The 24,333-nt window shown below is 35.7% G+C and carries 23 protein-coding genes and 4 tRNA genes; 14 read left to right on the top strand and 13 right to left on the bottom strand.

All coding sequences use genetic code 11. The features are described 5' to 3' along the window. Positions 1-63: 63 nt before the first annotated feature. Positions 64-135: transfer RNA gene (locus ABYT26_RS05225), tRNA-Thr, on the top strand. 312 nt (positions 136-447) lie between these two features. Here the strand turns inward: ABYT26_RS05225 and ABYT26_RS05220 are convergent. The 3 genes from ABYT26_RS05220 to ABYT26_RS05210 form a co-directional block, all read right to left on the bottom strand. Further along, positions 448-520: transfer RNA gene (locus ABYT26_RS05220), tRNA-Lys, on the bottom strand. A gap of 34 nt (positions 521-554) precedes the next feature. Then, positions 555-627, bottom strand: a tRNA-Lys gene (locus tag ABYT26_RS05215). A 31-nt stretch (positions 628-658) separates the two neighbouring features. After that, positions 659-734, bottom strand: a tRNA-Lys gene (locus ABYT26_RS05210). Positions 735-1,133: 399 nt separating this feature from the next. Here ABYT26_RS05210 and ABYT26_RS05205 point away from each other — a divergent pair. Both ABYT26_RS05205 and ABYT26_RS05200 read left to right on the top strand, forming a co-directional pair. After that, positions 1,134-1,943 (top strand): SDR family oxidoreductase, encoded by an 810-nt coding sequence (locus ABYT26_RS05205; RefSeq protein WP_372751834.1) that lies wholly within the window; start codon positions 1,134-1,136, stop codon positions 1,941-1,943. Between the two features lie 118 nt (positions 1,944-2,061). Then, positions 2,062-2,781 carry an RNA polymerase sigma factor gene (locus ABYT26_RS05200; RefSeq protein WP_372751833.1) on the top strand — a complete coding sequence of 240 codons (720 nt, stop codon included), beginning with the start codon at positions 2,062-2,064 and terminating at the stop codon, positions 2,779-2,781. A 16-nt stretch (positions 2,782-2,797) separates the two neighbouring features. On the opposite strand, the gene ABYT26_RS05195 is transcribed toward ABYT26_RS05200, so the two are convergent. Continuing rightward, the gene (locus tag ABYT26_RS05195) at positions 2,798-3,226 is read right to left on the bottom strand and encodes a pyridoxamine 5'-phosphate oxidase family protein (protein WP_372751832.1); all 429 of its coding nucleotides are present in this window, start codon (positions 3,224-3,226) and stop codon (positions 2,798-2,800) included. 26 nt (positions 3,227-3,252) lie between these two features. After that, positions 3,253-4,263 carry a YitT family protein gene (locus ABYT26_RS05190; protein ID WP_372751831.1) on the bottom strand — a complete coding sequence of 337 codons (1,011 nt, stop codon included), beginning with the start codon at positions 4,261-4,263 and terminating at the stop codon, positions 3,253-3,255. Between the two features lie 186 nt (positions 4,264-4,449). On the opposite strand from ABYT26_RS05190, the gene ABYT26_RS05185 reads away from it, so the two are divergent. The 6 genes from ABYT26_RS05185 to ABYT26_RS05160 all read left to right on the top strand — a co-directional run bounded on the left by ABYT26_RS05185 (position 4,450) and on the right by ABYT26_RS05160 (position 9,962). Then, positions 4,450-4,998, top strand: a complete 549-nt coding sequence (locus tag ABYT26_RS05185; RefSeq protein WP_372751830.1) for a 1-acyl-sn-glycerol-3-phosphate acyltransferase — start codon at positions 4,450-4,452, stop codon at positions 4,996-4,998. A gap of 12 nt (positions 4,999-5,010) precedes the next feature. Beyond that, a complete protein-coding gene (locus ABYT26_RS05180) occupies positions 5,011-5,790 on the top strand; it encodes an amidohydrolase (RefSeq protein ID WP_372751829.1) in 780 nt (259 codons plus the stop codon). Between the two features lie 129 nt (positions 5,791-5,919). Beyond that, complete coding sequence (locus ABYT26_RS05175; RefSeq protein WP_372751828.1) at positions 5,920-6,294, top strand: BlaI/MecI/CopY family transcriptional regulator; 375 nt, start codon at positions 5,920-5,922, stop codon at positions 6,292-6,294. Positions 6,295-6,528: 234 nt separating this feature from the next. Then, positions 6,529-8,130, top strand: coding sequence for a TonB family protein (locus ABYT26_RS05170; protein WP_372751827.1), 1,602 nt, complete (start codon positions 6,529-6,531; stop codon positions 8,128-8,130). Between the two features lie 99 nt (positions 8,131-8,229). Continuing rightward, positions 8,230-8,931: an energy transducer TonB gene (locus tag ABYT26_RS05165; protein ID WP_372751826.1), complete on the top strand. Its 702-nt coding sequence runs from the start codon at positions 8,230-8,232 to the stop codon at positions 8,929-8,931. Positions 8,932-9,245: 314 nt separating this feature from the next. Then, entirely contained in the window at positions 9,246-9,962 is a 717-nt protein-coding gene (locus ABYT26_RS05160) for an energy transducer TonB (RefSeq protein WP_372751825.1), read from the top strand. Positions 9,963-10,009: 47 nt separating this feature from the next. Here ABYT26_RS05160 and ABYT26_RS05155 read toward each other — a convergent pair whose 3' ends face one another. Continuing rightward, the gene (locus ABYT26_RS05155; protein ID WP_372751824.1) at positions 10,010-10,669 is read right to left on the bottom strand and encodes a B3/4 domain-containing protein; all 660 of its coding nucleotides are present in this window, start codon (positions 10,667-10,669) and stop codon (positions 10,010-10,012) included. Between the two features lie 186 nt (positions 10,670-10,855). Here ABYT26_RS05155 and ABYT26_RS05150 point away from each other — a divergent pair, with 186 nt between their 5' ends. From ABYT26_RS05150 to folK, 3 genes are read left to right on the top strand one after another with little or no spacing between them, the layout of a single operon-like run. After that, on the top strand, positions 10,856-11,578 hold the full coding sequence (locus ABYT26_RS05150; RefSeq protein WP_372751823.1) for an SDR family NAD(P)-dependent oxidoreductase: 723 nt from the start codon (positions 10,856-10,858) through the stop codon (positions 11,576-11,578). A gap of 10 nt (positions 11,579-11,588) precedes the next feature. Beyond that, positions 11,589-11,993: a dihydroneopterin aldolase gene (locus ABYT26_RS05145; RefSeq protein WP_372751822.1), complete on the top strand. Its 405-nt coding sequence runs from the start codon at positions 11,589-11,591 to the stop codon at positions 11,991-11,993. 22 nt (positions 11,994-12,015) lie between these two features. Next, the gene (folK, locus tag ABYT26_RS05140) at positions 12,016-12,384 is read left to right on the top strand and encodes a 2-amino-4-hydroxy-6-hydroxymethyldihydropteridine diphosphokinase (protein ID WP_372751821.1); all 369 of its coding nucleotides are present in this window, start codon (positions 12,016-12,018) and stop codon (positions 12,382-12,384) included. On the opposite strand, the gene mutT is transcribed toward folK, so the two are convergent. From mutT to ABYT26_RS05110, 6 genes are all read right to left on the bottom strand, one after another. Continuing rightward, positions 12,355-12,774: an 8-oxo-dGTP diphosphatase MutT gene (mutT, locus tag ABYT26_RS05135; RefSeq protein WP_372751820.1), complete on the bottom strand. Its 420-nt coding sequence runs from the start codon at positions 12,772-12,774 to the stop codon at positions 12,355-12,357. The genes folK and mutT overlap by 30 nt on opposite strands. Continuing rightward, positions 12,771-13,154 carry a C-GCAxxG-C-C family (seleno)protein gene (locus ABYT26_RS05130; protein WP_372751819.1) on the bottom strand — a complete coding sequence of 128 codons (384 nt, stop codon included), beginning with the start codon at positions 13,152-13,154 and terminating at the stop codon, positions 12,771-12,773. The genes mutT and ABYT26_RS05130 overlap by 4 nt, the downstream gene beginning before the upstream one ends. A 118-nt stretch (positions 13,155-13,272) precedes the next feature. Further along, a complete protein-coding gene (locus ABYT26_RS05125; RefSeq protein WP_372751818.1) occupies positions 13,273-13,533 on the bottom strand; it encodes a hypothetical protein in 261 nt (86 codons plus the stop codon). Between the two features lie 5 nt (positions 13,534-13,538). Next, positions 13,539-13,955, bottom strand: a complete 417-nt coding sequence (locus ABYT26_RS05120) for a hypothetical protein (protein ID WP_372751817.1) — start codon at positions 13,953-13,955, stop codon at positions 13,539-13,541. A gap of 94 nt (positions 13,956-14,049) precedes the next feature. After that, on the bottom strand, positions 14,050-16,347 hold the full coding sequence (locus tag ABYT26_RS05115) for an ATP-dependent helicase (RefSeq protein ID WP_372751816.1): 2,298 nt from the start codon (positions 16,345-16,347) through the stop codon (positions 14,050-14,052). A 53-nt stretch (positions 16,348-16,400) separates the two neighbouring features. Further along, entirely contained in the window at positions 16,401-19,109 is a 2,709-nt protein-coding gene (locus ABYT26_RS05110) for a DEAD/DEAH box helicase (RefSeq protein ID WP_372751815.1), read from the bottom strand. A gap of 395 nt (positions 19,110-19,504) precedes the next feature. On the opposite strand from ABYT26_RS05110, the gene ABYT26_RS05105 reads away from it, so the two are divergent. Further along, the gene (locus ABYT26_RS05105; RefSeq protein WP_372751814.1) at positions 19,505-20,728 is read left to right on the top strand and encodes a DUF6051 family protein; all 1,224 of its coding nucleotides are present in this window, start codon (positions 19,505-19,507) and stop codon (positions 20,726-20,728) included. Between the two features lie 65 nt (positions 20,729-20,793). Then, positions 20,794-21,360 (top strand): cysteine hydrolase family protein, encoded by a 567-nt coding sequence (locus ABYT26_RS05100; RefSeq protein WP_372751813.1) that lies wholly within the window; start codon positions 20,794-20,796, stop codon positions 21,358-21,360. A gap of 2 nt (positions 21,361-21,362) precedes the next feature. Here ABYT26_RS05100 and ABYT26_RS05095 read toward each other — a convergent pair whose 3' ends face one another. After that, complete coding sequence (locus ABYT26_RS05095; RefSeq protein WP_372751812.1) at positions 21,363-24,302, bottom strand: FAD-binding and (Fe-S)-binding domain-containing protein; 2,940 nt, start codon at positions 24,300-24,302, stop codon at positions 21,363-21,365. Positions 24,303-24,333 lie beyond the last annotated feature (31 nt).

Here is a 24,333-nt window from a genome sequence, read left to right as displayed (position 1 = left end):
ATATGTTAGGAATAAAAAATCATTATTATGAATAATATTATATTTTTGCATAGAATTAAATAAGCCTCTTTAGCTCAGAGGTAGAGCAGCTCACTCGTAATGAGCAGGTCGTGGGTTCAATTCCCATGAGAGGCTCTAGAAGGTTGGGGTGCTTCAGTGGCACATGGTTTTGCAGAACACTTAGGCTGCTTGTTTCACTTCAATTTTATAGAGAATGGTATAGAGGTTTAAGAAGAAAACTACTTATATTAATAAGTTAATTTAGGGATTCTCGATTTTTGAAAATATACGCTTATAGGTGAATTTTTTGAGTTTGCTGATCAGACTATTGTTGACTAAATCCCATAACTTTTCGACTTGATCCTTGATACGTATGGTGTAGAGGAGCAAAAAATTGTTTCTTTTTCAGATACAAAAAAACCACCAAAGTAATTTGGTGGTTTTTTGTGATCCCTCTGGGGTTCGAACCCAGGACCCCAACATTAAAAGTGTTGTGCTCTACCAGCTGAGCTAAGGAATCAACTTATTTTTGAAAGACTTTGTTTGTCTTATAGTGATCCCTCTGGGGTTCGAACCCAGGACCCCAACATTAAAAGTGTTGTGCTCTACCAGCTGAGCTAAGGAATCAACTTATTTTTGAAAGACTTTGTTTGTCTTATGGTGATCCCTCTGGGGTTCGAACCCAGGACCCCAACATTAAAAGTGTTGTGCTCTACCAGCTGAGCTAAGGAATCGGCTACTCTTTGTTTTTAAAAGCGATGCAAATATAGAGTGATTAAATTTAAATCGCAAACTGTAAATCCTGTAAACTTCGAGATTTTTAGAGTGTGATCATGCCATTTGGCTTTATTGTATTGGCTCGTAATTTGATAGTGAAATGAAATAAAAGTGAAAAAAATATTCATTTATTTATTTTCACCTCAATTTCCTTATGATAATGGACTTTTTTGGCACTTTAATTACGAACTTTAGCTTTTATATTGTTTTGGTTTGTTTTTACATTTTTCAAGGATGGAATAGATTTTACTACTTAAACATTTTAATGCACTAAAATAATTCTAAATTTGTAATCGAAAAAAATAGGACAGCTTCTTCTGCTCGTCGCTTTATTAAACCGTTAATATTTCTCTCTAATGAATCAAAAAATTGTTGTGATTACTGGTGCTTCTTCTGGAATTGGAAGAGCATTGGCTTTTGAATTTGCATCTCGTGGCTCAAAAATTGTTTTGGCTGCCAGAAATCTTGATAAGCTTAAAGAGATAGAAGCGAAAATTCAATCGATGGGGAATGAGGTTTTAGCAGTACGCACAGATGTTAGTATACAAGAGGATTGTGAAAATTTAATTGCAAAGACCGTTGAGAAATTTGGTAGCCTTGATGTATTAATAAACAATGCGGGAATTTCCATGAGAGCTCTTTTTGTTGATTTGGATTTATCTGTTCTTAAAAAATTGATGGATGTAAATTTTTGGGGTACAGTGTATTGTACAAAATTTGCAATGCCATACATTACCCAAGCCAAAGGATCGGTTGTAGGCGTTATATCCATTGCTGGTTATGTTGGTTTGCCTGCTCGCACAGGATATGCTGCTTCCAAATATGCAATTCGTGGATTTTTAGAAACCCTACGCGTAGAGAATCTGAAAACAGGTGTTCACGTTTTAGTGGCCGCTCCTGGATTTACAGCCTCGAATGTTCGTAGTGTTGCTTTAACAGCTGATGGCTCATCGCAGGGAGAAACACCACGCGATGAGAGCAAGATGATGAGTGCAGAGGAATGTGCTCGACTAATTGCAAACGCAGTGGTAAAGCGAAAGCGAGAATTAATTTTGACCTTTTTAGAAGGGAAATTTACAGTTTGGCTTAAAAAATGGTTCCCTTCTTTACTAGAAAAATTAACTTATAATCATATGGCCAAAGAGCCTGATTCTCCGTTAAAATAGAAGTTAGGTGTAATAAAGGAAATTTCTACACTGCTCGTTTTTGTCTTGTAACTTTTTTTTATGTGCTTAAAAGCCTAGCTTAACTGCGATAAAAAAAAACACTATTATCTAACTTAAAATGGATAAATCACATTTTAATACCTTTATTTTCTCTAATTCAGATAAGATTTACCACTACGTGTACTGTTTGGTCAAAGATCAGGAGGAAGCTCTTGATGTTGTTACTTTAACCATAGAGGAATGTTGGGAAAAACGCAAAATATTTAGTCATACCGATATGATTTTTGTGTTTAAGATAGCACGAAAATTAGCAAAATTACGAGTTGCTAAACGCAAAAGTAAAGAGTTTTCTGATTATGCCAATAATCTGGCAGATGCCAATCCCGTTTTGGCTCGCTTTTGCAGTTTAACTCGAGATTTATCTCCTTTACAAGCCGAGGTAATGTGTTTACGGGCCATGGTGCGACTTAGTATGGATGATATTTCTATTGTTGTGGAACAAGGTATCAATAATGTTCAATCCATTCTTGCGGTAGTTCGTAAGGCTATTCGTGCCAGAATAAATCCTACGAATGTAGTAGCCGATTTAAAAACCAATGAAGTCTTGTTTAAATATTATTCTGGAAAGTCTAGTTTGAAAGATGAAGAGCAGCTCCGTTTGTATTTTTCTCGTATGGATTTATCCGATGCAACGGGTGCCGATAGAGAGCTTTTCCAACTATTTATAAAAGTTGGCAATGCACCAATGCCAACAGTATGTTCCGACTATCTGCTTCAGAAAATAAAAGAAATACAAGAAAGAAATTGGTGGAGCTCCCTATTGAATATCTTTGGCTAGTTACAATGAATTAAATTTATTCTTTAGAAGACTCATCCTTTCTGTCGAAAAATTCACGACGAGGAGGAGTAGCGTTTAAATCGAGTAGTTTAGCCCATTCTATTGTAATTCTGAAAAAAGTTAAATTAGGATTGTCGCAAGTCTGGTAAATTTCATGAAGTGTTTTGCTGTTCTCAAAAATCTTTTCTTGCGTTTCTTTCGGTACATCAAAACTAGCCGTTCCAGCTATTCGAATCGAAACATTATTGTGCCAGCTTACCAATTCAACTTTCGGATTTTCTCGTAATTGAAAATAAACTTCCTTGTTTTTTGCAGTGGAAAAGAACAAATCGTTATCGTTCAATTGCATAATTTGAAAGATTCTTACCTTAGGACATCCCTGATCATTAACTGTCGCTAAGGCAATATCTTTGTGTTGATTGAGTATTTTTAGTAAATCTTTCATAAGTGCTAATTCTTTACGTTTGAAATTTAGATTAAATCATCATTCAAGGATTTAAATCCTTTGCCAAGAATTTCATTGGTTTCCATTACAGAAACAAATGCAACAGGGTCGATAGAATGAATGTAATCCTGTAACATGGCTAATTCTCTTCTGTTAACAACAATAAAGATGATTGTTTTTTCCTTTAAATCAAGTGTTCTGTTGCCTTTAATTATAGTACCATTTAAATTAAAATCTTTGGTTAGTTTTATTCTAATGTCTTCATATTTATCAGAGATAATAAAAAGAGCTTTTTCGTAGGTAGATCCCTGTAAGGTAATATCGGTAACTTTTCCTATGATAAAAAGAGCAATCCATGAATACATGGGAATCTGCCAATCCATTTTAATGTATAAACTGCTTAGTACAATAAGCGAATCAACGTAAATAACAAGTTGACCTAATGGTAGACCTGTATATTTAGCTCCAATCATCGCAACAATATCCGATCCTGTAGAGGTTGCTCTTGCTTTTATAATAAGCCCAAATCCAAAACCAATAAAAATTCCACCGAAAACACAAGACAGAAGCATGTCATCAACCAAGGGGATATATCCCCACCAAGCACTAATGATATCAATAAACAGGGCACTAAAAACAAAAGCCAGAAAGGTTTTGATGCCAAAACGAGGACCCAATAGTTTAATGCCAATAAAACTCAAGGGAAGAGCAATGGCTAAACTAGCTATCCCTACAGGAATACCTCCATTATATTTTCGGAATAAATCATTTGAATAATGCATAAAATGATACAATATATCCGCGAAAAATCCTTCGTAATCGGCAGGGTTTAAAGGGCCAAAAAGTCCCGTTGGAAACCATCCAATGCTTAATTGGTTAATAATAATACCAATACCATAAATACTGCCAGGAACAATCCCGTGAGGTATAATAAAAAATACAAACCCAGCAGCCATAATAAAGGCTCCAGATATTAAAATGGAATAATTGTAAAACCATTTACTTGAAAAAATTACGTCTTTTTGTAGAAAAGCCAAAATAATTATGTTTTATATAGTTGGAGTTGATTGTAAACATTCTCTGTTTTTTTACAAAATAATAGTTTTTATTGAGATTTATTGAGCTTGGGATATTTTTTTCTGTTAAAATATATTCCATTGCTGTTGTTTTGTATGCAAAGAATCGATTGTTTTGCAGGACGATTAATAATTATATTGGAAATTATGAAGGCTAAAATTAGTAAGTTACTCATGCAATTGTGTGGATGGAAATACATTGGAGATATTCCTCAGGTTAAAAAGGCTGTGGTAATCGCAGTTCCTCATACTTCTAACTGGGATTTTATATGGGGAAAGCTAGCTTTTTTATCACATAACATTCCAACTACTGTTCTCATGAAAAAAGAGATGTTTGTATTTCCGTTTTCCATTATCTTAAAATCATGGGGCGTGATTCCCGTAAATCGTTCGAAAAAAGGGAATATGACCGATGAACTAGCCAAAGAATTTGCTGCTCGGGAGTCCTTGTATTTATCAATGGCACCCGAAGGTAGTCGTAGTTTGCGTTCTGAATGGAAAAAAGGATTTTATTACATTGCTTTAAAAGCTAATGTTCCTATTTATTTGGCCGAAATCAATTATAAAGATAAAACCTTATCTTGTGGTGAGGCTTTTTATCCTACAGGCAATGTTGACGAGGATATGAAAAAGATCAAAAGTAAATACACCAATAGTAAACCTAAATATCCTGAGAAATTTACTACAGGATTATAAACTAACAGTAGAATGTCGGATCTTTTGAAAATTAGTTTAGTACAAATTGATTTAGTTTGGGGAAATGTAGAAGGAAATCTAAAGCGAATTTCAGATCTACTTTTGCCACATAAAAATCAAACTGATTTAATTCTTTTGCCAGAGATGTTTTCCTCTGGTTTTATGATGGAGAATAAACAAGCGATTGCTCCTAAGGCCGCTATAACATTAGATTGGATGAAACAGCAGGCGAAAGAAACAAATGCTGCTATATTGGGAAGCATCATAGTGGAGGAAGAGGGTGACTATTATAATCGTTTGTATTGTGTAGATGGTGAAAAAATACTCTGTTCTTACGATAAACGACATTTGTTCCGAATGGGAGAGGAAGATCATCATTTTGTAGGTGGAACTGAACGATTGATTTTTACTTTAGGCAAGTGGCGTATCTGTCCATTGGTGTGTTACGATTTGCGTTTTCCGGTATGGAGCCGCAATAAGAATGATTATGATATTTTGTTGTATGTTGCCAATTGGCCTGAGTCCCGAAGAGATGTTTGGAATACACTACTAAAGGCTAGATCGATAGAAAATCAGTCGTTTGTTGTGGGCGTGAATCGGATTGGACAAGATGAATTAGGACTTTCTTATGCTGGAGATTCTTCGCTTTTTGATGCAAAGGGAAAGCTAATGGGAAAGTGTGCCGATCATCAGGAAGAAATCATTACTTTGGAAATAAAATTAGAGGACTTAAATCAGTTTAGACGAAAATTTCCAGTTCACTTGGATGCAGATTCCTTTCGAATAATATAAAATACCGAGTAATATTCTATTAATTTCATACTTAATTGTCATATGTTGGTGGTAGTATATATGATGTTCTTGTAAAACTAAGCTTATAGTTATATATTTAAGCCTAGAAATGACCCAAAATTAAAATCAATGAAAGAGTTAACCCGAGCCGAAGAGCAAGTAATGCAGATACTTTGGAATCTTGAAAATGCATTTATAAAAGAGATAATAGAGAAAATTCCCGAGCCAAAACCAGCCTACAATACGGTGTCTACTATTACAAGGATTCTTGAGAAAAAAGGCTTTGTTAGTCATGTTGCTTACGGAAAAAGTCATCAGTATTTTCCTTTAATAGGAAAGAAAGAGTATACCAGAAAATTTATGAAAGGCTTTGTTCGTAACTATTTTTCCAATTCGTATCGCGATATGGTTTCATTTTTTGCAAAAGAAGAACATGTGAGTTTATCAGAATTAGAAGAGGTAAAGAAAATGGTTGAAGAACAAATTAAAAAGCAAAGCAGATAATCGATTAATTAAATGGTAACAAGCATCATTTTATATTTTTTACAATCGACAATATGTATGGTGTTTTTTTATGCCTTGTATTGGTTTTTTCTAAAAAGAGATACTTTTTTTAGAGTAAACCGTGTATTCCTTTTGCTAACCTTGCTTGCCTCCCTACTAATTCCTACCCTTGAAATCCCTATTCAGGCCGAACCTTAGAGTACAATCGAATCTCCATTGCATGTTATAGGTGCAATGGTAAAAGTTTCTCATCAGTATTTAAATAGCAATATGCTCGATGAGGTAGTTGTTACGGCAAGTATAAAAAAAACAGTAAGTTGGTACCAATATTTAGGAATCGTTTACCTTTTAGGGATTCTTCTTTTTATGATTCGGTTTCTTCGAAATTTGACTCAATTAATTCGCTGGACTAATAGCAGTGAAATTATTTACCACAATGGCTTCCGCTTGATAGTAATGGATGAAGATTATCCTCCATTTTCATTTCTAAACTCCGTGTTTATCAGTCGGGCTGATTATCAAAAAGCGAATTTTACATCTATAATAGCTCATGAGCATGTGCATGTTGAACAGTTGCATACTTTTGATCTGTTACTGATAGAAATTCTTACAGTTTTATTCTGGATGAATCCTATTGTTTGGCTTTATAAGTCTTCAATTCAGGAAGTTCATGAATATTTAGCCGACGATAAAGTTGTGAATGGAAGTGTAGATATAGATGAATACAAAAAGCATATTGTAAACCAATTTGCTGGTGGTGATTTGTTCCGTTTGGCAAATAACTTCGGTCAATCTACCTTAAAAAAGCGAATCTCAATGCTTGGGCGAATAAAAACACCGAGAATAGCATTGATCAAATTAATTCTGATTATGCCAATTGGCATGTTATTGTTGTCAGCATTCGCATTTACAATTAAAGAGGAAGAAAAATTATCTTCAGAATTTTCTTTCAAAGAGTTACTTCCCAGTGATTTGAACTTATTTTTTCCTTTACAGGATCAAGCAGACAATTTTAATACTGAAAATGAAACAAAACATCCATCATTTCTTTTCAGTCATAAAATAAGCAGTCTAGAATATAAAGAAAACACTAATTCTGAAGAAAGAAAGACCATTAGCGATCAAATGCCTGTTTTTCCAGGAGGAGTTATTGCTCTTCAGAACTACATGGAACAACACGTTCATTATCCTAAGCTTGCACGAAAAAATAAAATTGAAGGAAGAGTGTTCGTCTCTTTTGTGGTTAGCAAAGAAGGATATGTTAAGAATGTATCATTGGCAAGAGGTGTTCATTCTCTTTTAAATACGGAAGCTTTGCGAGTTGTTAAATCTCTTCCTAAATGGATGCCTGCTAAGCATGATGGTGAGTTGGTAAACATTGCTTATACTGTGCCTGTTAACTTCCAGTTGAATGGCTTTATCGAGAAGCCAGTTTCATTGCCAAAACCTATTTTATCAAAAATAAAGAATCCATCCGATTATCATCTCGATAAAGTGTTGAAGGCAAAAAATAAAATAAACAAACAGCATAACGTGGTTGAGAAAATGCCAAAATTCCTGGGTGTTAATGGTAGTTTGAGAAAATACATTGTACGAGAAATTCAATACCCGTTTTTAGCTGTAGAACAAGGTTATGAAGGATTGGTTTTTGTCCAATTTGTCGTTAAATCAGATGGAGGTATTGCGAACGCCAGAATAATTAAAGGAGCAAATGTTGAATTGAATCGGGAAGCTTTGCGAGTGGTTAATAGCATGCCAAAATGGATTCCTGGAGAGCAATCGGCAAAGAAAGTTGATGTTAATTATACAATTCCTATTCGTTTCTCGCTTAAATAATAATTTTTTTATTTACATTAACTAAGAATTTAGTTGACAAACTAAGTTCTTAGTAATAAGGTCTAGTTACTTTGTATTATTTAACCAAAAATCGTTATTATGGAAGTGAAAAAATACCCTCGCTATGATTTGGAATCGAAAAGAACTTTGTTTTTTCAAATCGGAATTTTATTGAGCCTTTTTTTTGTACTAATGGCCTTTGAATACAAGTCGCCCGTTAAAAAATCGGAAGACTTGACTTTTGACGCTCTAGAGGAAATGGATGAAATTGTGCCAATTACGGTTCAGGACAAACCCAGACCGAAGGAAATACCAGTTATTCAACCTATTGAGCTTACAAGTCTTATTCTTGCTAATGATGATGAGGACGTACCTGATCTTGAAATTAAAGATTCAGATGTGAGTGAGGATGATTCCTATCTAATTAAAGATGTTACTGAAGATTTGGAAGTGGTTGAAGATGTGCCTTTTGTTCTGGTAGAGCAGATGCCAATTTTTAATCCTTCAAAGAATAGTACCTACGAGGAAGGATTAAAGGATTTATTCATCAGTATGCAAAAAAGAACTAAATATCCTTTGATAGCACAGGAAAATGGAATTGAAGGTAAAGTGTATGTTCGCTTTGTTGTTACGAAAACAGGAAATATAGATCAAGTACAAGTAATGAGACCTGTTGACCCATCATTAGATCAGGAGGCCATACGAGTGGTTAAAAATTTATCAAAATTTAAACCTGGAATGCAGAGGGATAAGCCTGTAAGTGTTTGGTTTAGTGGTTATATTTCTTTTGTTCTGCACTAGATTTTTTATTTGAATACTATAACTAATTATTTAGTTTATTAAAGAGTCGTATAGATAATAGAAGGGATCGAAAAGCTTTACTACTTATCTTGTTCTAAAAATAGGGTTTAAAATGGGATTTAAAAGAATTTGATTGTACATAAGTCCTTTGTAGATTGAAACAAATACAAGTAAAATGCGTATATTACAAATACTAGACGTTCTTTGAACTCATCCTCTTATGAGGACTTTAATCTGAACATTATCAGGTTTTAAGGTGATGTTCGTTTATGGTCACTATTAAACTGCTCTTATAATCTATAAAATGTTTAGTTATGATTCCCAAAAAGAACCCAAATGCCGATTTAGAGAAACGTAAATCCTTGTTTTTTGAAATAGGATTGGCTTTGGCTTTGGCTTTGACATTAATTTCTTTTGAATGGCCAACAAAAGTACGAGAGGTGGTCGAAATAGGGGATTTTATTGATGTGAAGTTGGATGAAGAATTAGTTCCTATAACTCGACAGGAAGAAATTAAGGAAAAACCAAAGCTACCGCCAAAAATACAATTGACAGATATAATTACGATTGTTGAGGACAATACAGAATTGGAAACTGAAATTGAGATTGTTGAGGAAGCTTTTAATCAGGAAACTGAAGTTGAAATTGAACCACAGGAAGTTTTTGAAGAAGAAGAAGTAGATGAAGAAGCAAAAGTTTTTGTGATTGTAGAGGAAATGCCAATCTTCAGACCTGAAATTTGCAAGAATAAAACAGAAGGAGATTTGGAGCTTTACCGCTACATTAACTCAAGTATTCGATACCCTGTAATTGCTCAGGAAAATAATATTACAGGACGAGTGTTTGTTAGTTTTGTAGTTGATAAAGATGGAAGTGTAACAAAGGTACAATTACTTCGTGGAATTGATGCATCTCTAGATCAGGAGGCTATGAGGGTAATTAAGAACTTACCTAAATTCGAACCTGGCAGACAAAGAGGAAAACCAGTAAGAGTTTCTTATACATCAGTAATTAACTTTGTACTTCAGTAATTAAATTATAAAAATAGGGTCTGCCGTTTGTTCGGTAGGCCTTTCTATTAGAGCATTGTTTTTTGTATCTGTTCAGCTTCGGCATATTCTTTTAGCAGATTAATTGCTACATCCATGGCTTCAGTTAAACCATTTTCAGACTGAAAACTTATTATTATCATCAGAAAGTTGCTGCAGCTTTCATCAATCTGAGTTCGTAACGAATCGCTTGTAGGACTTCCAAAAGCTCCTTGTTGATCTCTGAAAATGGGTAATTTATCAATGTTTAATTTACCTCGCCCAATTCCTTGATAGATTTCGTCGGCTTTTCCAATTCCAAAGCGAACCGTTCCTTCTATTTTATCAGCATTGTATCCTCCTATTGAAAAACCACTTTTAATGGATGCCAAATTTAATAAATCCACTACATTATTGATTTTGTATAAGCCTTTTCCGTTCACAATTCTTCGTAAAAGGGATTCTGCCGATAGGCGATATCGACTTGGATCTTTTCCGATAGCTCGGTATGCTTTTTTAGAGCTTTTTATGGCAGGTATATCGGCTATAGCAGGAATAGCCAGGTTTTGTTGGATATTTATAGTGGTTTCATTAATCAATTGCCAAAGATTTGGGTTTTCTTCTTTAGTATTTACTTTACATTGAATAATTCCCAGTTGGAGCGAAGGGCAAATTTCTTGTAAACCCGCTTCGATTTCAATTTTTGTCATATTTATAATTCATTTGCGAAAGGATGCTTGGGTGCATTTTTTTAAATCAACATGCAAAATACATATTCTGATTATTTTATTTCAATTTTCTTCAGAAATTAATCGATTTGTTGAATCAAAAATAATTTATGGGAAACTTTTTATCAGCGCAGATATTCATTAACTTTAGAGTAAACCGTAGACTGTATGAGGAATAAAACCGCTTTGATAACGGGTGCTGCTAAAAGAATAGGAAAATCGATTGCTATGCATATGGCAAAAAATGGATTCGATATTGCGATTCATTATAATTCGTCTAAAAATGATGCAATAGCTTTGCAAGCTTTCCTGATGGAGACGTATCCTGATCAGAAATTTAAAATTTTTAAATGTAATTTAAGTCGCATTAATGATGTTGAGACTTGCATGGATAAGGTTCTTTTGCATTTTGAGAAAATAGATGTTTTGGTAAACAATGCATCGGTATTTGATTCGGGTGTAATTCAGGAAACGAGCGTAGAATTGCTACAAAATCAAATGAATGTAAATTTAATGGCTCCTTTTATTTTATGCAGAGATTATGCAATGAATAGCCAGATAGGGGTAATTATTAATTTATTGGATACACGAATTACGACTTATTCTAGTTCTCATGCTGCTTATAGTCTATCGAAAGTAGCATTCGCTCATCTTACGAAAATGTCGGCTCTTGAATTTTCACCAGCAATAAGGGTGAATGGAATTGCACCAGGAGCAACCTTGCCGCCAGAGAATCGGGGGCAATCGTATTTGAATAAAATGGCAGAACGGACACCAATGAAGGAGGCTGGTGGAATTTTGCCCATTCTGCAATCGTTGGATTACATATTGGATAATCAAAATCTTACAGGACAAATACTTTTTTGCGATGGAGGAGAACAACTCTTATAAATTTTAGCTTATGGCCATTATTCGTATAAAAAAATTATTGATAAGAACCTATATTGGTTTTAATAAGGAAGAACTGCGTAACAAACAAGATGTTTTAATTAATATGACCATTAAGGCAGATGTTGATAAAGCAATTGTTTCTGATGCTGTTCATAATTCGTACAACTACAAAACGATCACTAAAAAAGTGATTGCACTTGTTCAGGAAGGCAAATTTAAAATGCTGGAAAATCTTACCCAGCAAATTTTAGATTTAATTTTAAAGAATCCGCAAGTAGATTGGGCCAGAGTTGAAGTTGATAAGCCACATGCTTTGCGCTTTGCAGAATCGGTTTCCATAGAACTAGAATCATTCCAAAATGAAGAAATTGCAGATCGTCAAAAGCATGAAGTAAATTTGCAGAACAAATACTAATTAATTTTTAAGACCATTTGAAATGAATGATTGTATAATTGGTATAGGATCGAATATTAATCCGAAAGAGAACATTCGCAGAGTGTTGTGTCTTTTGTCGAAAGATCATGTGTTAAAAAAGCATTCGTCGTGGTTAAATACCAAGCCAATAGGAATTACCAATCAGGATGATTTTGTAAATGGAGCAGTTCGTTTGAAAACGCAGCATTGCAGAGAAGAATTCACGAATTATTTGAAACATATAGAAGATCGAATGGGGAGAGATCGAAGCCTACCAAAATATGGTCCTCGGGTAATCGATTTGGATATTGTAGTTTGGAATGGTGAAATTGTAGATGATGATTACCATTCTCGAGATTTTTTAAAGAAATCGGTTGATGAACTGTTGTGAAAGTAGTTTTGTTCGTAATTGCTCAGCTAACTTCACATCGGCAGGAGCCCAGTCAATTTTATCCAGTTCATTTATTGAAATCCATTGGTAATTTTCATGAACCTGAAGGGAGAAATCACCTGATAAGTGCTGCACAAGATATCCCACCAAGTGAATGTGCTTTTGTCCATAATCAAACCAGCTTTCGCCAAAAAAATCTAAAATTTCAGTATCAATTCTAAATTCTTCGAACAGTTCTCTTCTAAGACATTCTTTGGGACTTTCCCCAGCTTCTATTTTGCCTCCCGGAAATTCCCATTTACCTGCTAATTCATCCTCTCGGTTTCGTTGAGCGATAAATATTTTGCTATTACTGATAATTGCTGCGGCACTAACTTGAATGGCTTTCATAAATTTGTAGACGAGGATGGATTTATTTCTTCAAGCAGATCGGCTGTCAGTTTCACGAGGTTTTTACATGACATACCGTAGTTGAATCGAATATCGAAACAAGTAAGATGTTCCGATTTCTCCTGAAAACGCTTGCTAAATTCTTCTGTCAATTCAGGTTTGTCTTTCAATAATTCCAATGCGGCATAGTACGCTCCGCAATAACCACCTTTGGCTTTGCCATTCCCATATTTTGCGAATTCGCTTATCTCATCGTTCGAGATGTCAAACTCTTTCTGAAAAGCTTTGTAAATGGATTGAGCGCAGTTGTAAAAACTGGGTGGTTTGTGGAAATATGCTAAGGCGATATCTGTCTTTGATTTTTTATTTAATTGACTCATTCGTTAAAAATATTGCTTTGCTAAGTAGCAAAAATAGGCTTTTCTATAAAGTAATAATCGAAATAAACATGATATTGAATTAGTTTGTTTCGGTGCTTTATTTAATGGCTCTGGAAAATTATTTTTTTCGGCCTTTAATTTCTTCGGTTACAAGTAATTTTCTTTTAGAAACTACAAATAATATTGGCAATAAAGCAAATGGAACTACAAGTAGAGAAATTATTGGAGTATAATTTAGATTGATAAATATGGCGATTCCCAGTAAAACAATTAACAGTAAACCAAGTGCTATTGCTGCTTGATTAATTATTTGAGCTTCCTGATGAAGTTGTTCAGTACTTATTAATTTCAGCTCTGTTTCTTCAGTGCTGAGCTTCATAGCGTTTATTTTATTGTTTCGATTTTTTCTTTTAATTGTATCATTTTCGATTCTTTTGCTAATGAGAAGCTTTTCGAATTTTGTACCGTAAACTCCAAAAGAAGGTATGATTTTTCATAGTAATTTAAACTATTTACTACATCTCCCTTTGCGAAATTTAATTCGCCTTCGGCAAGGAACAATTCCGCCAAAATTTCCAAATGTCCATTGCCGTAATTGTGTTTTTCAAGTAAATCATGAGTGAGTTCCTCTTTGGAGAGTCTTCGGAAATAGGATGCGTCTTCCTTTAAAAAATCGCGATAAGCATTCTCTAGTAGCAGGGAAGCCTGTTCAGGATCACCACCTTTAATTAAGCCAATGATTCTTGCAATTACTTCTGCAATCATTTCAATCATTCGCATTATAAAATCTTTTTGAATCATACTAATCTATATTTTGTTCCTGTAAAATTAGAAAATATTAATATGTTTTATTTTAAAAGAGTGATTTTTTCAGTGATAATTTTGATTTGAAAAATCAGATCTTTTCTAAAGGAGCCCAGGCTGTGGCGAAGCTTTTTTTACCAAACTTACCAAATTCACAAATTGTGTCGTTAATAGTACAGCTATGAATAACACCCACGCCATATTTGGGATGTTTTACTTTAGTACCTTTGGGCCATTTGCCTTCACTTTCAATTTCAGATTTATTGGTATTTACATCATTGATTTGTTTACTTTCTTTTTCGTTTTCAATTCGATGCACAAGTGTGCTGGGAATTGAATTGAGGAAATACGAAGGGCCTTGCTGAGCGTTCCATGCAGCACTTTGTGTGTGCCAAGATATTTCCATGTGATTGCGGGCCCTGGTAAGAGCTACGAAAAGTAATCGTTTTTCTTCCTTCAAGTGGTCGTGGCTTTCCTTTTTACGATCGAGAGGAATTATTCCAGAATTGGCACCGCTCAAAAATACGTAATCGAATTCTAACCCTTTGGCAGCATGAATGGTGAGCAATCGAATGCCAGATGTACTCTTTTGCAAGCCGCTATTAATATTAAAATGTCCTTCTAAGCTCACTTGGCTCATGGCAGCCTGATAAATTTCGAGCCAGTTGCCAAAATAGTTTTTTTGGGTGTACCGATTCAATTCTTCAAGTGCATCTTTTACTTGCGAAACATATTCCTGATAATTTACCGATGTTGGCTTTAAAAATGAATCAAGTGAAAGAAAGTTATAAATATCTTGTTCTTCTTTTTTGCTTTCAAGATAGGATGGTAAGATTAATAATGCCTTTGCTAATGCAATGTGTTGCTGATATTTTGAAAATTTATGCTGTAAAAATGCAGTAAAAGCTTCTAATTTTGTGTCAAATGGGTTCTCAGAGCTAAACTTTTGATAGTTGTTGATTAATCTTTTTCCCGCTTTAACACAACCAAAATCAGGAGAAGAGAACACTTGGGTAATACTGTCCAAATCGTTGGGGTGAAAACTAGCAAGTAATACTTTTTGCAGCCAAAAGAGCACAGGTTGCTCCCTTAAACTAATTCTACGAACAATTTCACAAGGAATTCCTTCTTTGCTAAAAACAGATTCGAACAAATCTATTTGCTGCCTGGTGCGGAACAGTACAGCTATCTCTTCCCAAGCGCTTCCATTCGTATGTAATTCTTTGCATTTTTGAGCCAAATAGTAGGCTTCCTGATTGTCATCAAAATGATTACGAATAATCAGTTTTTTTCCTTCAGGACGAGTTGCCTGTAAATCGTTACTACCTTCCTGAAGCAGGCAGGATGCAGCACTTAGCAATTGACTAGAAGTGCGATAGTTTAAAGGCAAGCGCATCATGCAAACCGATGAGTCGGCGACATAATTTTGCAAAATTTTACTTGTGCTACCTCTCCACGAATAGATGCTTTGATTGGGATCGCCAACAGCGAAAAAATTAGTATTTTCACTACTGATGTGATTGATGAAATCAAGCTGATCTTTATTGCAATCCTGAAACTCGTCTACGATAATCCATTGTGGCAGAAAAGATTTATTGCGCTGAAGCAACCAATTCGCAATAGAAATCAGATCATCAAAATCCATTAGGTTGTTGGCTTGTTTTTCCTGGCGAGATAACTGAAGTAATTTCGGCAGGTCGTCAGGATTTTTCATGTTCCCGTAGAGAAGTTGTTTCTCGTGACGATACAATTTCAAACGCTTATCAAGCTTGTTTTTATATTTTATATCTAAGTTGTGGCTAATAATGAGTCGCTGCAGAAAATCATCTTTGCCTTCCTGATCCATGATGGAAAAAGAGGAGGTAAATCCTAAATCCTGTAATTTTGGATGTTCTTTGAGAAGCTGTCGGGCAATGGAGTGAAAAGTGCCAAAATATCTTAATTCCTGATTATTAGGAATGTTTTTGTTGGCATAAAAAGAGAAAATTCGTTCTTTAATTTCTCTAGCAGCCTTATTGGTAAAGGTAAGCACAGCCATCTGCGAAAGCGGTATGTTTTTTATAAAGTGCAGGTAAAGTAATTTATTGGTGAGCACAGTGGTTTTGCCACTTCCCACCATGGCGCTTAGCACCGTTTTTTGTTTGTTGTTGAATATAGCTTGGAGCTGATATGGATTCAAAGGCTTAAAAGCAGCAGCTAAAGTGGTATTTTTTTCTGCGAGTGAACTCAATTCTTGTTGGAAATCCTTATTGGGCTCGGTAAATCGTTCAGGTGGAATCAGGTTCTCATTTTTGGGCAAACCTTCCGATTCGAAAGCTGCAATAGGGTCGAATTCATTGCTTGTTGACTGATCAAGCCCTAATTTTCTATGTAGATTTTTTAAACTCAATTTCTTATTTTTATGGCTGCTAACTTTAATTTATGAATAAATTTCTCTTGTGTTTAGCTTGGCAGATGTCCTTTCCCATTGCTCATAATTCTTTGCAATTTTAATTGATTACGAAGATTGGCTTCCCCATCGTCAGGACGTAAAATTAATTCAAAATGTTCGGGCAAGGCTATAATTTTTGATAATTCAGATCGGATGCCTTCAATCACATCTGGTTTTTGGGCTAGTTTTAAGCTGCTGTCTGAAAAGTACAAAACTAATTTGCTGCCTTTTATTTCCTGAGAACTGCTTTGTTTTAAAAAACGTGCTCCAAAAAGCTTTTCGCGATCGAACCTCATGAGAACTTCTTGCCACTGATGCTCTATTTGTGTCCATTCTAATTTCTGAATTTGTTTTTTATGAAAATCAGACAGACCATCAATATTAATATTTTTAGGCAAAGGAATTTCCTTGTAAAAGGAGCGAAGTGCCCATAAAATAAGGTGTTTGTTAATTCTGTGGTCGCCAACGCAAGCCGGACAACCATCTTTGCACGGACAATCCTTTACTAGTTTGCCCGCATTTTGAATAATTTCACTTAGGTATTCGTAAGCTTTTTCTGAAAATCCTAAACCTCCGGGATATTCATCAAAAAGAATAATAGCGTGCTTGTGCTGATGTGATTTGGGATGCGAAAATCCGAAAATATCTCCCCCTAAATCCGAGTAGGTTGCCATCACTCGCATAGAGGCTGCAGCTTTTAAACAATGTACCAATCCTTCGGTGTAATCAAAACGAGGAATTGATTTATCTTCCGCCATTTCTTTTGGTGCTTCCAAACTTGGCGCTTTGCCTGTTGCTACAAAAACCTGAACTACATTATCGGGGATTTGAATCCAACAGGCCTCGGTATCCATTTGCGATTGCAAAATCTGCGATAAGCTTTCGTAGCCTAAATTTTGATGAGAATTGAACTGTATCATTTTGTAGCCCGAGACCAATACGCTTACTTTCACATCTCCAAAACAGGAATAAATGCGATGTTTTTCCTCCTGTTCGTGCTCCATTAAAATATCAATGTTGCCAGGTTTGTGTGGTTCGGTGTAGTAGTTCGATTCTACTTGCTTTACCCAAGCTGTTTTGCCCTCCAAGTCCAAATCGAGACTTTTGTACTGAACGCTGTCGTGCAAATAAATGGCTCCAGGGTAAAATTCCTTTTTAGCTTGTAATAAATCCACTGTTGTGATGGTGAGCTCCTTTTCCCTATCGACCACTTTTATGGTGTCACTAGTAATATTTCGAAGGCTGATTTCGTGAGCTGGCGATATTTGTCCACTCCATTGATATTGTGCATTGTGTTCGCTGAGTTCTCCTTCTTTTTGCAGTAAAGGAATGATTTCACCTAAATCGGGAAAACTGGAAATGTCATCAATACTCAGTGGCAATTCGGCCGAAGCAGCTCTAATGTGTGCCAATTGAATGTATAGGTTATTTTTATCGATAACGGCATTTTCAGAAGCCGATTCAAGTAACCAATTGGGATTCATACCTACGTATTGGTCCATTGGTTTTTCTTTAAGCATCAGTACTGCATGCGCTTTATTTCCTTTTCTACCAGCTCGGCCCAACTGTTGCCAAAAGCTGGCTCGTGTTCCCGGAAATCCACCCATAACTACCATATCTAAATCACCAATATCAATTCCCAATTCGAGAGCACTAGTGGAAACTACGCCGTAAATTTTTCCTTCTACCAAATCTTTTTCAATTCGTGCACGTTCCAATGGTGTGTAACCACCACGATAGGCGGATATTTTATCCGAGAAATCGGGTCCTAGTTTTAGTGGGTCCTGAGCCAAAATATCGCGACATTCTTTGGTTACTACTTCGCTTTCTCTTCTCGACATGCAAAAAGTGATGACTCGTGTGGCATTCTCAATTAAATTGGGAAGAAGTCCTTTTAGCTCTTCGGTTACCGATCGTTTTCGTTGAGCTTCTTTTAGGTACTCAGGCTGCCAAAAATGAATTTCTTTTTCGGGTGCGGGTGAGCCATCTTTTTCAATTAGTTCAAAGGGCTGATGACAAATGTTTTCTGCTAGTTCTGCCGGGTTGGCGATGGTTGCACTACTGCATAAAAATCGGGGAGTGTTGCCATGATATTGACAAATGCGCAACATACGACGCATAACGTTTGATACGTGAGAGCCAAAAGCGCCGCGGTAGGAATGAAGTTCGTCAATCACCATAAAATCCAGATTGGCAAACAGATGCGGAAAACCATAACGATTGTGATTCGGCAAAAAAGTCGCATTAATCATATCTGGATTGGTGAGAATGATATTGGCTTCCTGTCGGATGCGACTTCTCTCCGAAGCAGGAGTATCTCCATCGTAAATTCCTGCCTGAATGCGATGTTTTCCAAAGAATTCTACAAATTCCACAATGTTTCGAAGCTGATCTTTAGTTAGTGCTTTTGTAGGATAAATAAAAACGGCTCTTCGGCTAGGGTTTTCAAGAATCCGCTGAATCACCGGAAGGTAAAAGGAAAGCGATTTGCCACTGGCTGTTCCCGTTGTGATCACAAGATTTTTTCCCAGCATGGCACGTTTGTACATTTCTGCCTGATGTGAATACAACTGCTCAAATCCCATTTGTTTGATACAATTTTTTAGTTCGGGATTCATATCTTCGGGTATGGGCGCAAAAGTGGCTTTTCGAGCAGGAATCTTTCGGGTTGACAGAATGCGTTCTTTGTAGCTTTCCAGTATATCTTGAATTGTTTGCATATTTTCTTGTGTGAACTTGCAAAGTTAATCCAATTGCGATTTTTTTGCGAGTTTGCAGCCTAAAATCTTATTTTTGAATTAATGAGATAGAAAATTTACTTTTTTATTTTGTTTGGGAATCTTATCTGGAATTTTGTTAATAAAAATCAATTTGATAATTTCGCTGTAATGAATTTTTATTCCCGAAAATATTCAATAAATAAAGACTTTCATTTTGATAATAGTTTTATCATTTTTATTTATTGTTAGTCTTTATTTTCCGATTATAAAAATCAGATTAGCCTTAAAATGGCAAGGAAGTAAAATGCTACTATGTTGATAGGTAGGTGATTTACTCGATTTTGTTTTTTCTTTGTTGATTCTTGCTAAAAAGATCAATACATAATTATTTTCGTATGAGTTATTCCGATCGCTTTTCAGAATTGAAAGAGGCGTTTATAAGTAAAGAGTTAAAAACCGATTTGGGTGATGTGGAAGTATATTCTTTTCCTTTCCATTCCAAGTCTCATGATATTTTGCCCGGTAAGCCTGCCTATTATTGCATGCAGCACAAGCAACACTTTCATGAGAAGGAAGATCCTTTCTATGACATTGGGTCCATAAAGGATGATGTTTACATAAAGGACACAATGGTAGAAGAGAATCAGAATTTTAATTATCACATTTTAAAACCAAAAGATAAGGAGAAGATCAAAAAACTGACTTTCCTTTTTCATGGTTTCAACGAGAAGACTTGGGATAAGTATTTACCTTGGGGACAAGCTATCTGCGAAAAGACGGGAAGTGCAGTGCTGTTTTTTCCTATTGCTTTTCATATGCAACGAGCACCCAAGCATTGGAGCGATAAAAAAGCTATGTTCGAGTTAAGCCGAAAGCGAAAGGCTCAATTTCCGAATGTAATAGCTTCCTCTCTTTCGAATGTGGCTATTAGTATGCGGCTTCACTCTATGCCACAACGTTTTATTTGGTCAGGTTTGCAGACTTATTACGATGTAATTCAGTTTATTGATGAGTGCAAGTCTGGAAAACATGAATTGATTGATCCAGATTTTTCGTTTGATATTTTTGCTTACTCTATTGGAGGAATGCTCTCGCAAATTTTGAAATTAACAAATTATAAGAATTGGTTTAGTGAAAGCAAATTGTGTCTTTTTTGCAGTGGTGCTGTTTTTAATCGTTTGTCGCCTGTTTCAAAGTTTATTTTAGATAGTGAAGTTAACGTGACATTGTATTCCTATTTGGTGGAACATTTAGACTCTTTTATAAAGAAAGGAAATCATTTACAGCATTATATGGGAGAGGAACATCAGGAAGGAAAGGTATTTCGTACCATGCTTGATTATAAGATGATGAGAGAATTTCGGGAGTCTTTATTTAAAAATGTGGAGCATCAGATTTATGCCATTGCTTTAAAAGGAGATACTGTTTTTCCAAGTTACGAGGTTGAAAATACCTTAAAGGGAGCTGCACGAAATATTAATATTATTGTTGAAGAAATCGATTTTGATTACAATTACACTCACGAAAATCCATTTCCTACAGCTAGAGTAGATCAAGAAAAGGTAAAAGCCTGCATGGATGAGGTATTCGAGAAAGTAAGTGATTTTTTCAATCGGTAAGTTTTTTTAAATCGAATTCGGAACTTTTTTGTGTAAATTGAATAGAAAATAGAGAACTTTGCATTATGGAAATTACTAGTAATACGGCTCTTTTGCTAATTGATCTTCAAAAAGGATTTGTGGATATTGATTATTGGGGTGGTGGAAGAAACAATCTGCAGGCGGAAGAGAATGCTGCTAAAGTTTTGGATTTGTGGCGGAAAAATAACATGCCTTTGTTTCATGTTAAACATTGCTCAACAACACCGAATTCTCCTTTGTTAGAAGGCAATCCGGGTAACGAATTTCTCGATGCTACCCATCCAAAAGCAGGAGAACCTGTAATTAAGAAAAATGTAAATTCGGCTTTTATTGGCACCGATTTAAAGCAACAATTGGATGGACAAGGCATTCGGAAATTGGTGATTGTAGGTTTAACTACCGATCATTGCATATCAACCACCACACGAATGGCCGGTAATTTAGGTTACGAAACTTATCTGGTTGCTGATGCTACAGCAACTTTTGATAAGGTTGGAATTCATGGAGAAAAATATTCAGCAGAATTAATTCACGATACAGCCTTGGCAAGCTTGCATCAGGAATTTGCTAGGGTAATTAGCTTGGCAGATCTTGAGAATTTCTTTGCTTAGTTTCAAGTTTTCGTTTTTAAAGCTTCAAACAATATTTCAACAGGATGCCTGGCCTCTCGGTCGGTTTCATCCTTAATCTGATGGCGACAGGAAGTTCCCGAAGCAGCAAGAAGGGTCGTTGTTGGCGTTTTTCGTACTTCAGGTAAAAGAATTAACTCACCAACTTTTCGGCTCAAATTGTAATGTTCCTTTTCGTAACCGAAAGAGCCAGCCATGCCGCAGCATCCCGATTGAATTTCAACGGCTGAATAGTTTGCTGGAAAACTAAGTATTTCTTTAATTGGAAGGGATGAGGCCAAAGCTTTCTGGTAACAATGGGTGTGGAATTTCACCTCTTTTTTTTCATCCGTAAATTGTTCTTTTCGGATATTTTCCGCATTCATTTCCTGATACAAAAACTCCTCGATTGTAAGTGTATTTGTAGCTAAATTCCTGGCATTTTTTTGCATTGAAGCAGGAACCAATTCTGGATATTCATCACGAAAAGTAAGAATTGCTGATGGCTCAATACCAATTAATGGAGTGTTTTCAGAAATCAGATATTTAAGTAAGTTTACATTTTTAATGGCTAATTGTTTGGCCTTTTTCACCAAACCTTTTGAAAGGTAAGTTCGCCCACTTTCAACATGCTTTGGAATTATTACTTCATAGTTTAAAGCTTGTAATAGTTGCACGGTTTTTATTCCGATTGGTGTATCGTTGTAGTTGGTAAATTCATCGGCAAAAAGATAGACTTTGCGATTACTAGAAAATTTGGCTTGCTGAGAATACCATTTTCGTAGCGTTGTTTTATACAGTGAAGGAATGCTTCGTTTGGGAGCAAATCCTAGACTTTTTTTTACCATTTTACCGACAAATGGATTTTGATTCACAAAGTTGAAAAGTTTTGGAGCATAGCTTCCCAGTTGGTTTATTTGTGTGATGTTTGCGATTAATCTACTCCGGAAAGGCATCCGATTGGATTCATAATACTGTTGCAGAAATTCGGCTTTTAATTTAGCCATATCAACATTTGATGGACATTCCGATTTACAGGCTTTACAAGATAAACATAAATCTAAGATATCGTATAATTCCTTGTGATTGAAGGGGTTATTCTTGTTTGAATTGGTGAGAAATTCCCGAAATAGATTGGCTCGAGCGCGTGTTGTAAGTTTCTCATCCAGTGTAGCTTGGTAGCTTGGACACATGCCTTTGCCAGTGAGATGAGTATTGCGGCAATCGCCTGATCCGTTGCAACGTTCTGTGGCTCTTATAATTCCTAAGTCCTTCGAAAAATCGAAATGGGTTGTCAGTTCACGGGTTTCCTGATTAGGTAGATAGCGCAAATGTGTATTCATTTTGGGCGTGTCTACAATTTTTCCTGGATTAAAAATATTGTGTGGATCCCAGCATTTTTTAATGTCCCTTAAGAGCTGATAGTTTTGTTCTCCAATCATGATGGAAATAAATTCACCACGAAGTCTTCCATCTCCATGTTCTCCACTCAATGAACCTTTGTATTTTTTTACCAATTTAGCTGAATCGAGCCCGATTTGGTGAAATTTTTCCTGATCGGATTTGTCTTTTAGATTGAGCACCGGACGCAGATGAATTTCACCTGTTCCAATGTGAGCATGAAAAACACAATCAATTTCATGCTTTTTCATCAATACTTTCACATCTGCAATATAATCGAACAGTACTTCCGGAAGAACAGAAGTATCTTCAATCAGGGAAACAGGTTTTGCATCTCCTTTCATGTTCGATAAAACGCCCAGAGCAGACTTTCTTAAATCCCATACTTTGGATGTATTTTCTGCTCCAGAAACAAGTGGAAAGTGATATCCTAGATCTTTACGGTGGAATTCGGCTTCCATTTCTCGGGCAATTTTCTCTATTTCTTCTTTTGATTCGCGAGCAAATTCAATGATTAAAATAGCTCCAGGATGCCCTTTTATAAAGAAGCGATTTTTTGCTTGAGTAATGTTTCCTTCTGTCAATTTCAAAATCTGATCGTCCATTAGCTCTACTGCCCCAGGTTGGTATTGTAAAGCAATTAGATTTCCTTGAACTGCTTCTTCTAAACTCTCAAAATGGGCGCAAATCAGTGCTTTTTCTTTGGGTGGAAGAGGAATTAGACTCAATTTTATTTCCGTTGTGAATGCAAGTGTGCCTTCCGATCCTGCCAAAAGCTTACAGAAATTAAAGGCTTCTCCATTGGGTGTGAATGGGGAAGAGTTAGCCAGTAGGTCAATTGCATATCCAGTGTTTCTTCGTTTTATCTGAGGATCAGGAAATTCTTTTTTTATGGATTCTCTTGTCTCTACAGAAGTAAGTATATTTTGTATTTGTTGATAAATTTTTGATTCTAAACCTGTATTCTCGGAACATTTCTGAGCAAATTGGTCATTGTTTACTTCGCTGAATTTGGCTTTGCTGCCATCGCTTAAAATGCATTTTACTTCCGAGGTATGATCGCGGGTACTTCCATAAATGAGTGAATGTGCTCCGCACGAATTATTTCCCAACATACCACCAATCATGCAACGACTACTTGTTGAGGTTTCGGGACCAAAAAACAAACCGAAATCTTTTAAATATAGGTTCAACTCATCGAGGATGACGCCAGGTTGAACTCGAACCCATTTTTCTTCTGCATTAAGTTCCAAAATTTTTGTGAAGTATTTAGAAATATCCACGATAATTCCATTGCCAACCACTTGTCCTGCTAATGAAGTTCCAGCTGCTCGTGGAATAAGTGGTATTTTTTCAGAAGAAGCAAATTGAATCAAAAGTAATAGGTCATCTTCAGTTTTTGGATAAGCTACTGCCAGAGGGAGAACTTTGTAGGCCGAAGCATCTGTGGCATAAATAAGGCGTGTGCTCGTGTCTTGAAATAATTCGCCTTGCATTTTAGCGCAAAGGTTTTCAATTAAAATGCTTTGTTTGTTCGATTTCATGGATAAATTGATCTGTTTTGTTGAAAATCAG

The organism is Labilibaculum sp. (assembly GCF_041595635.1).
Classification (GTDB): domain Bacteria; phylum Bacteroidota; class Bacteroidia; order Bacteroidales; family Marinifilaceae; genus Labilibaculum.
This window is presented reverse-complemented; position numbering and strand designations above follow the sequence as displayed.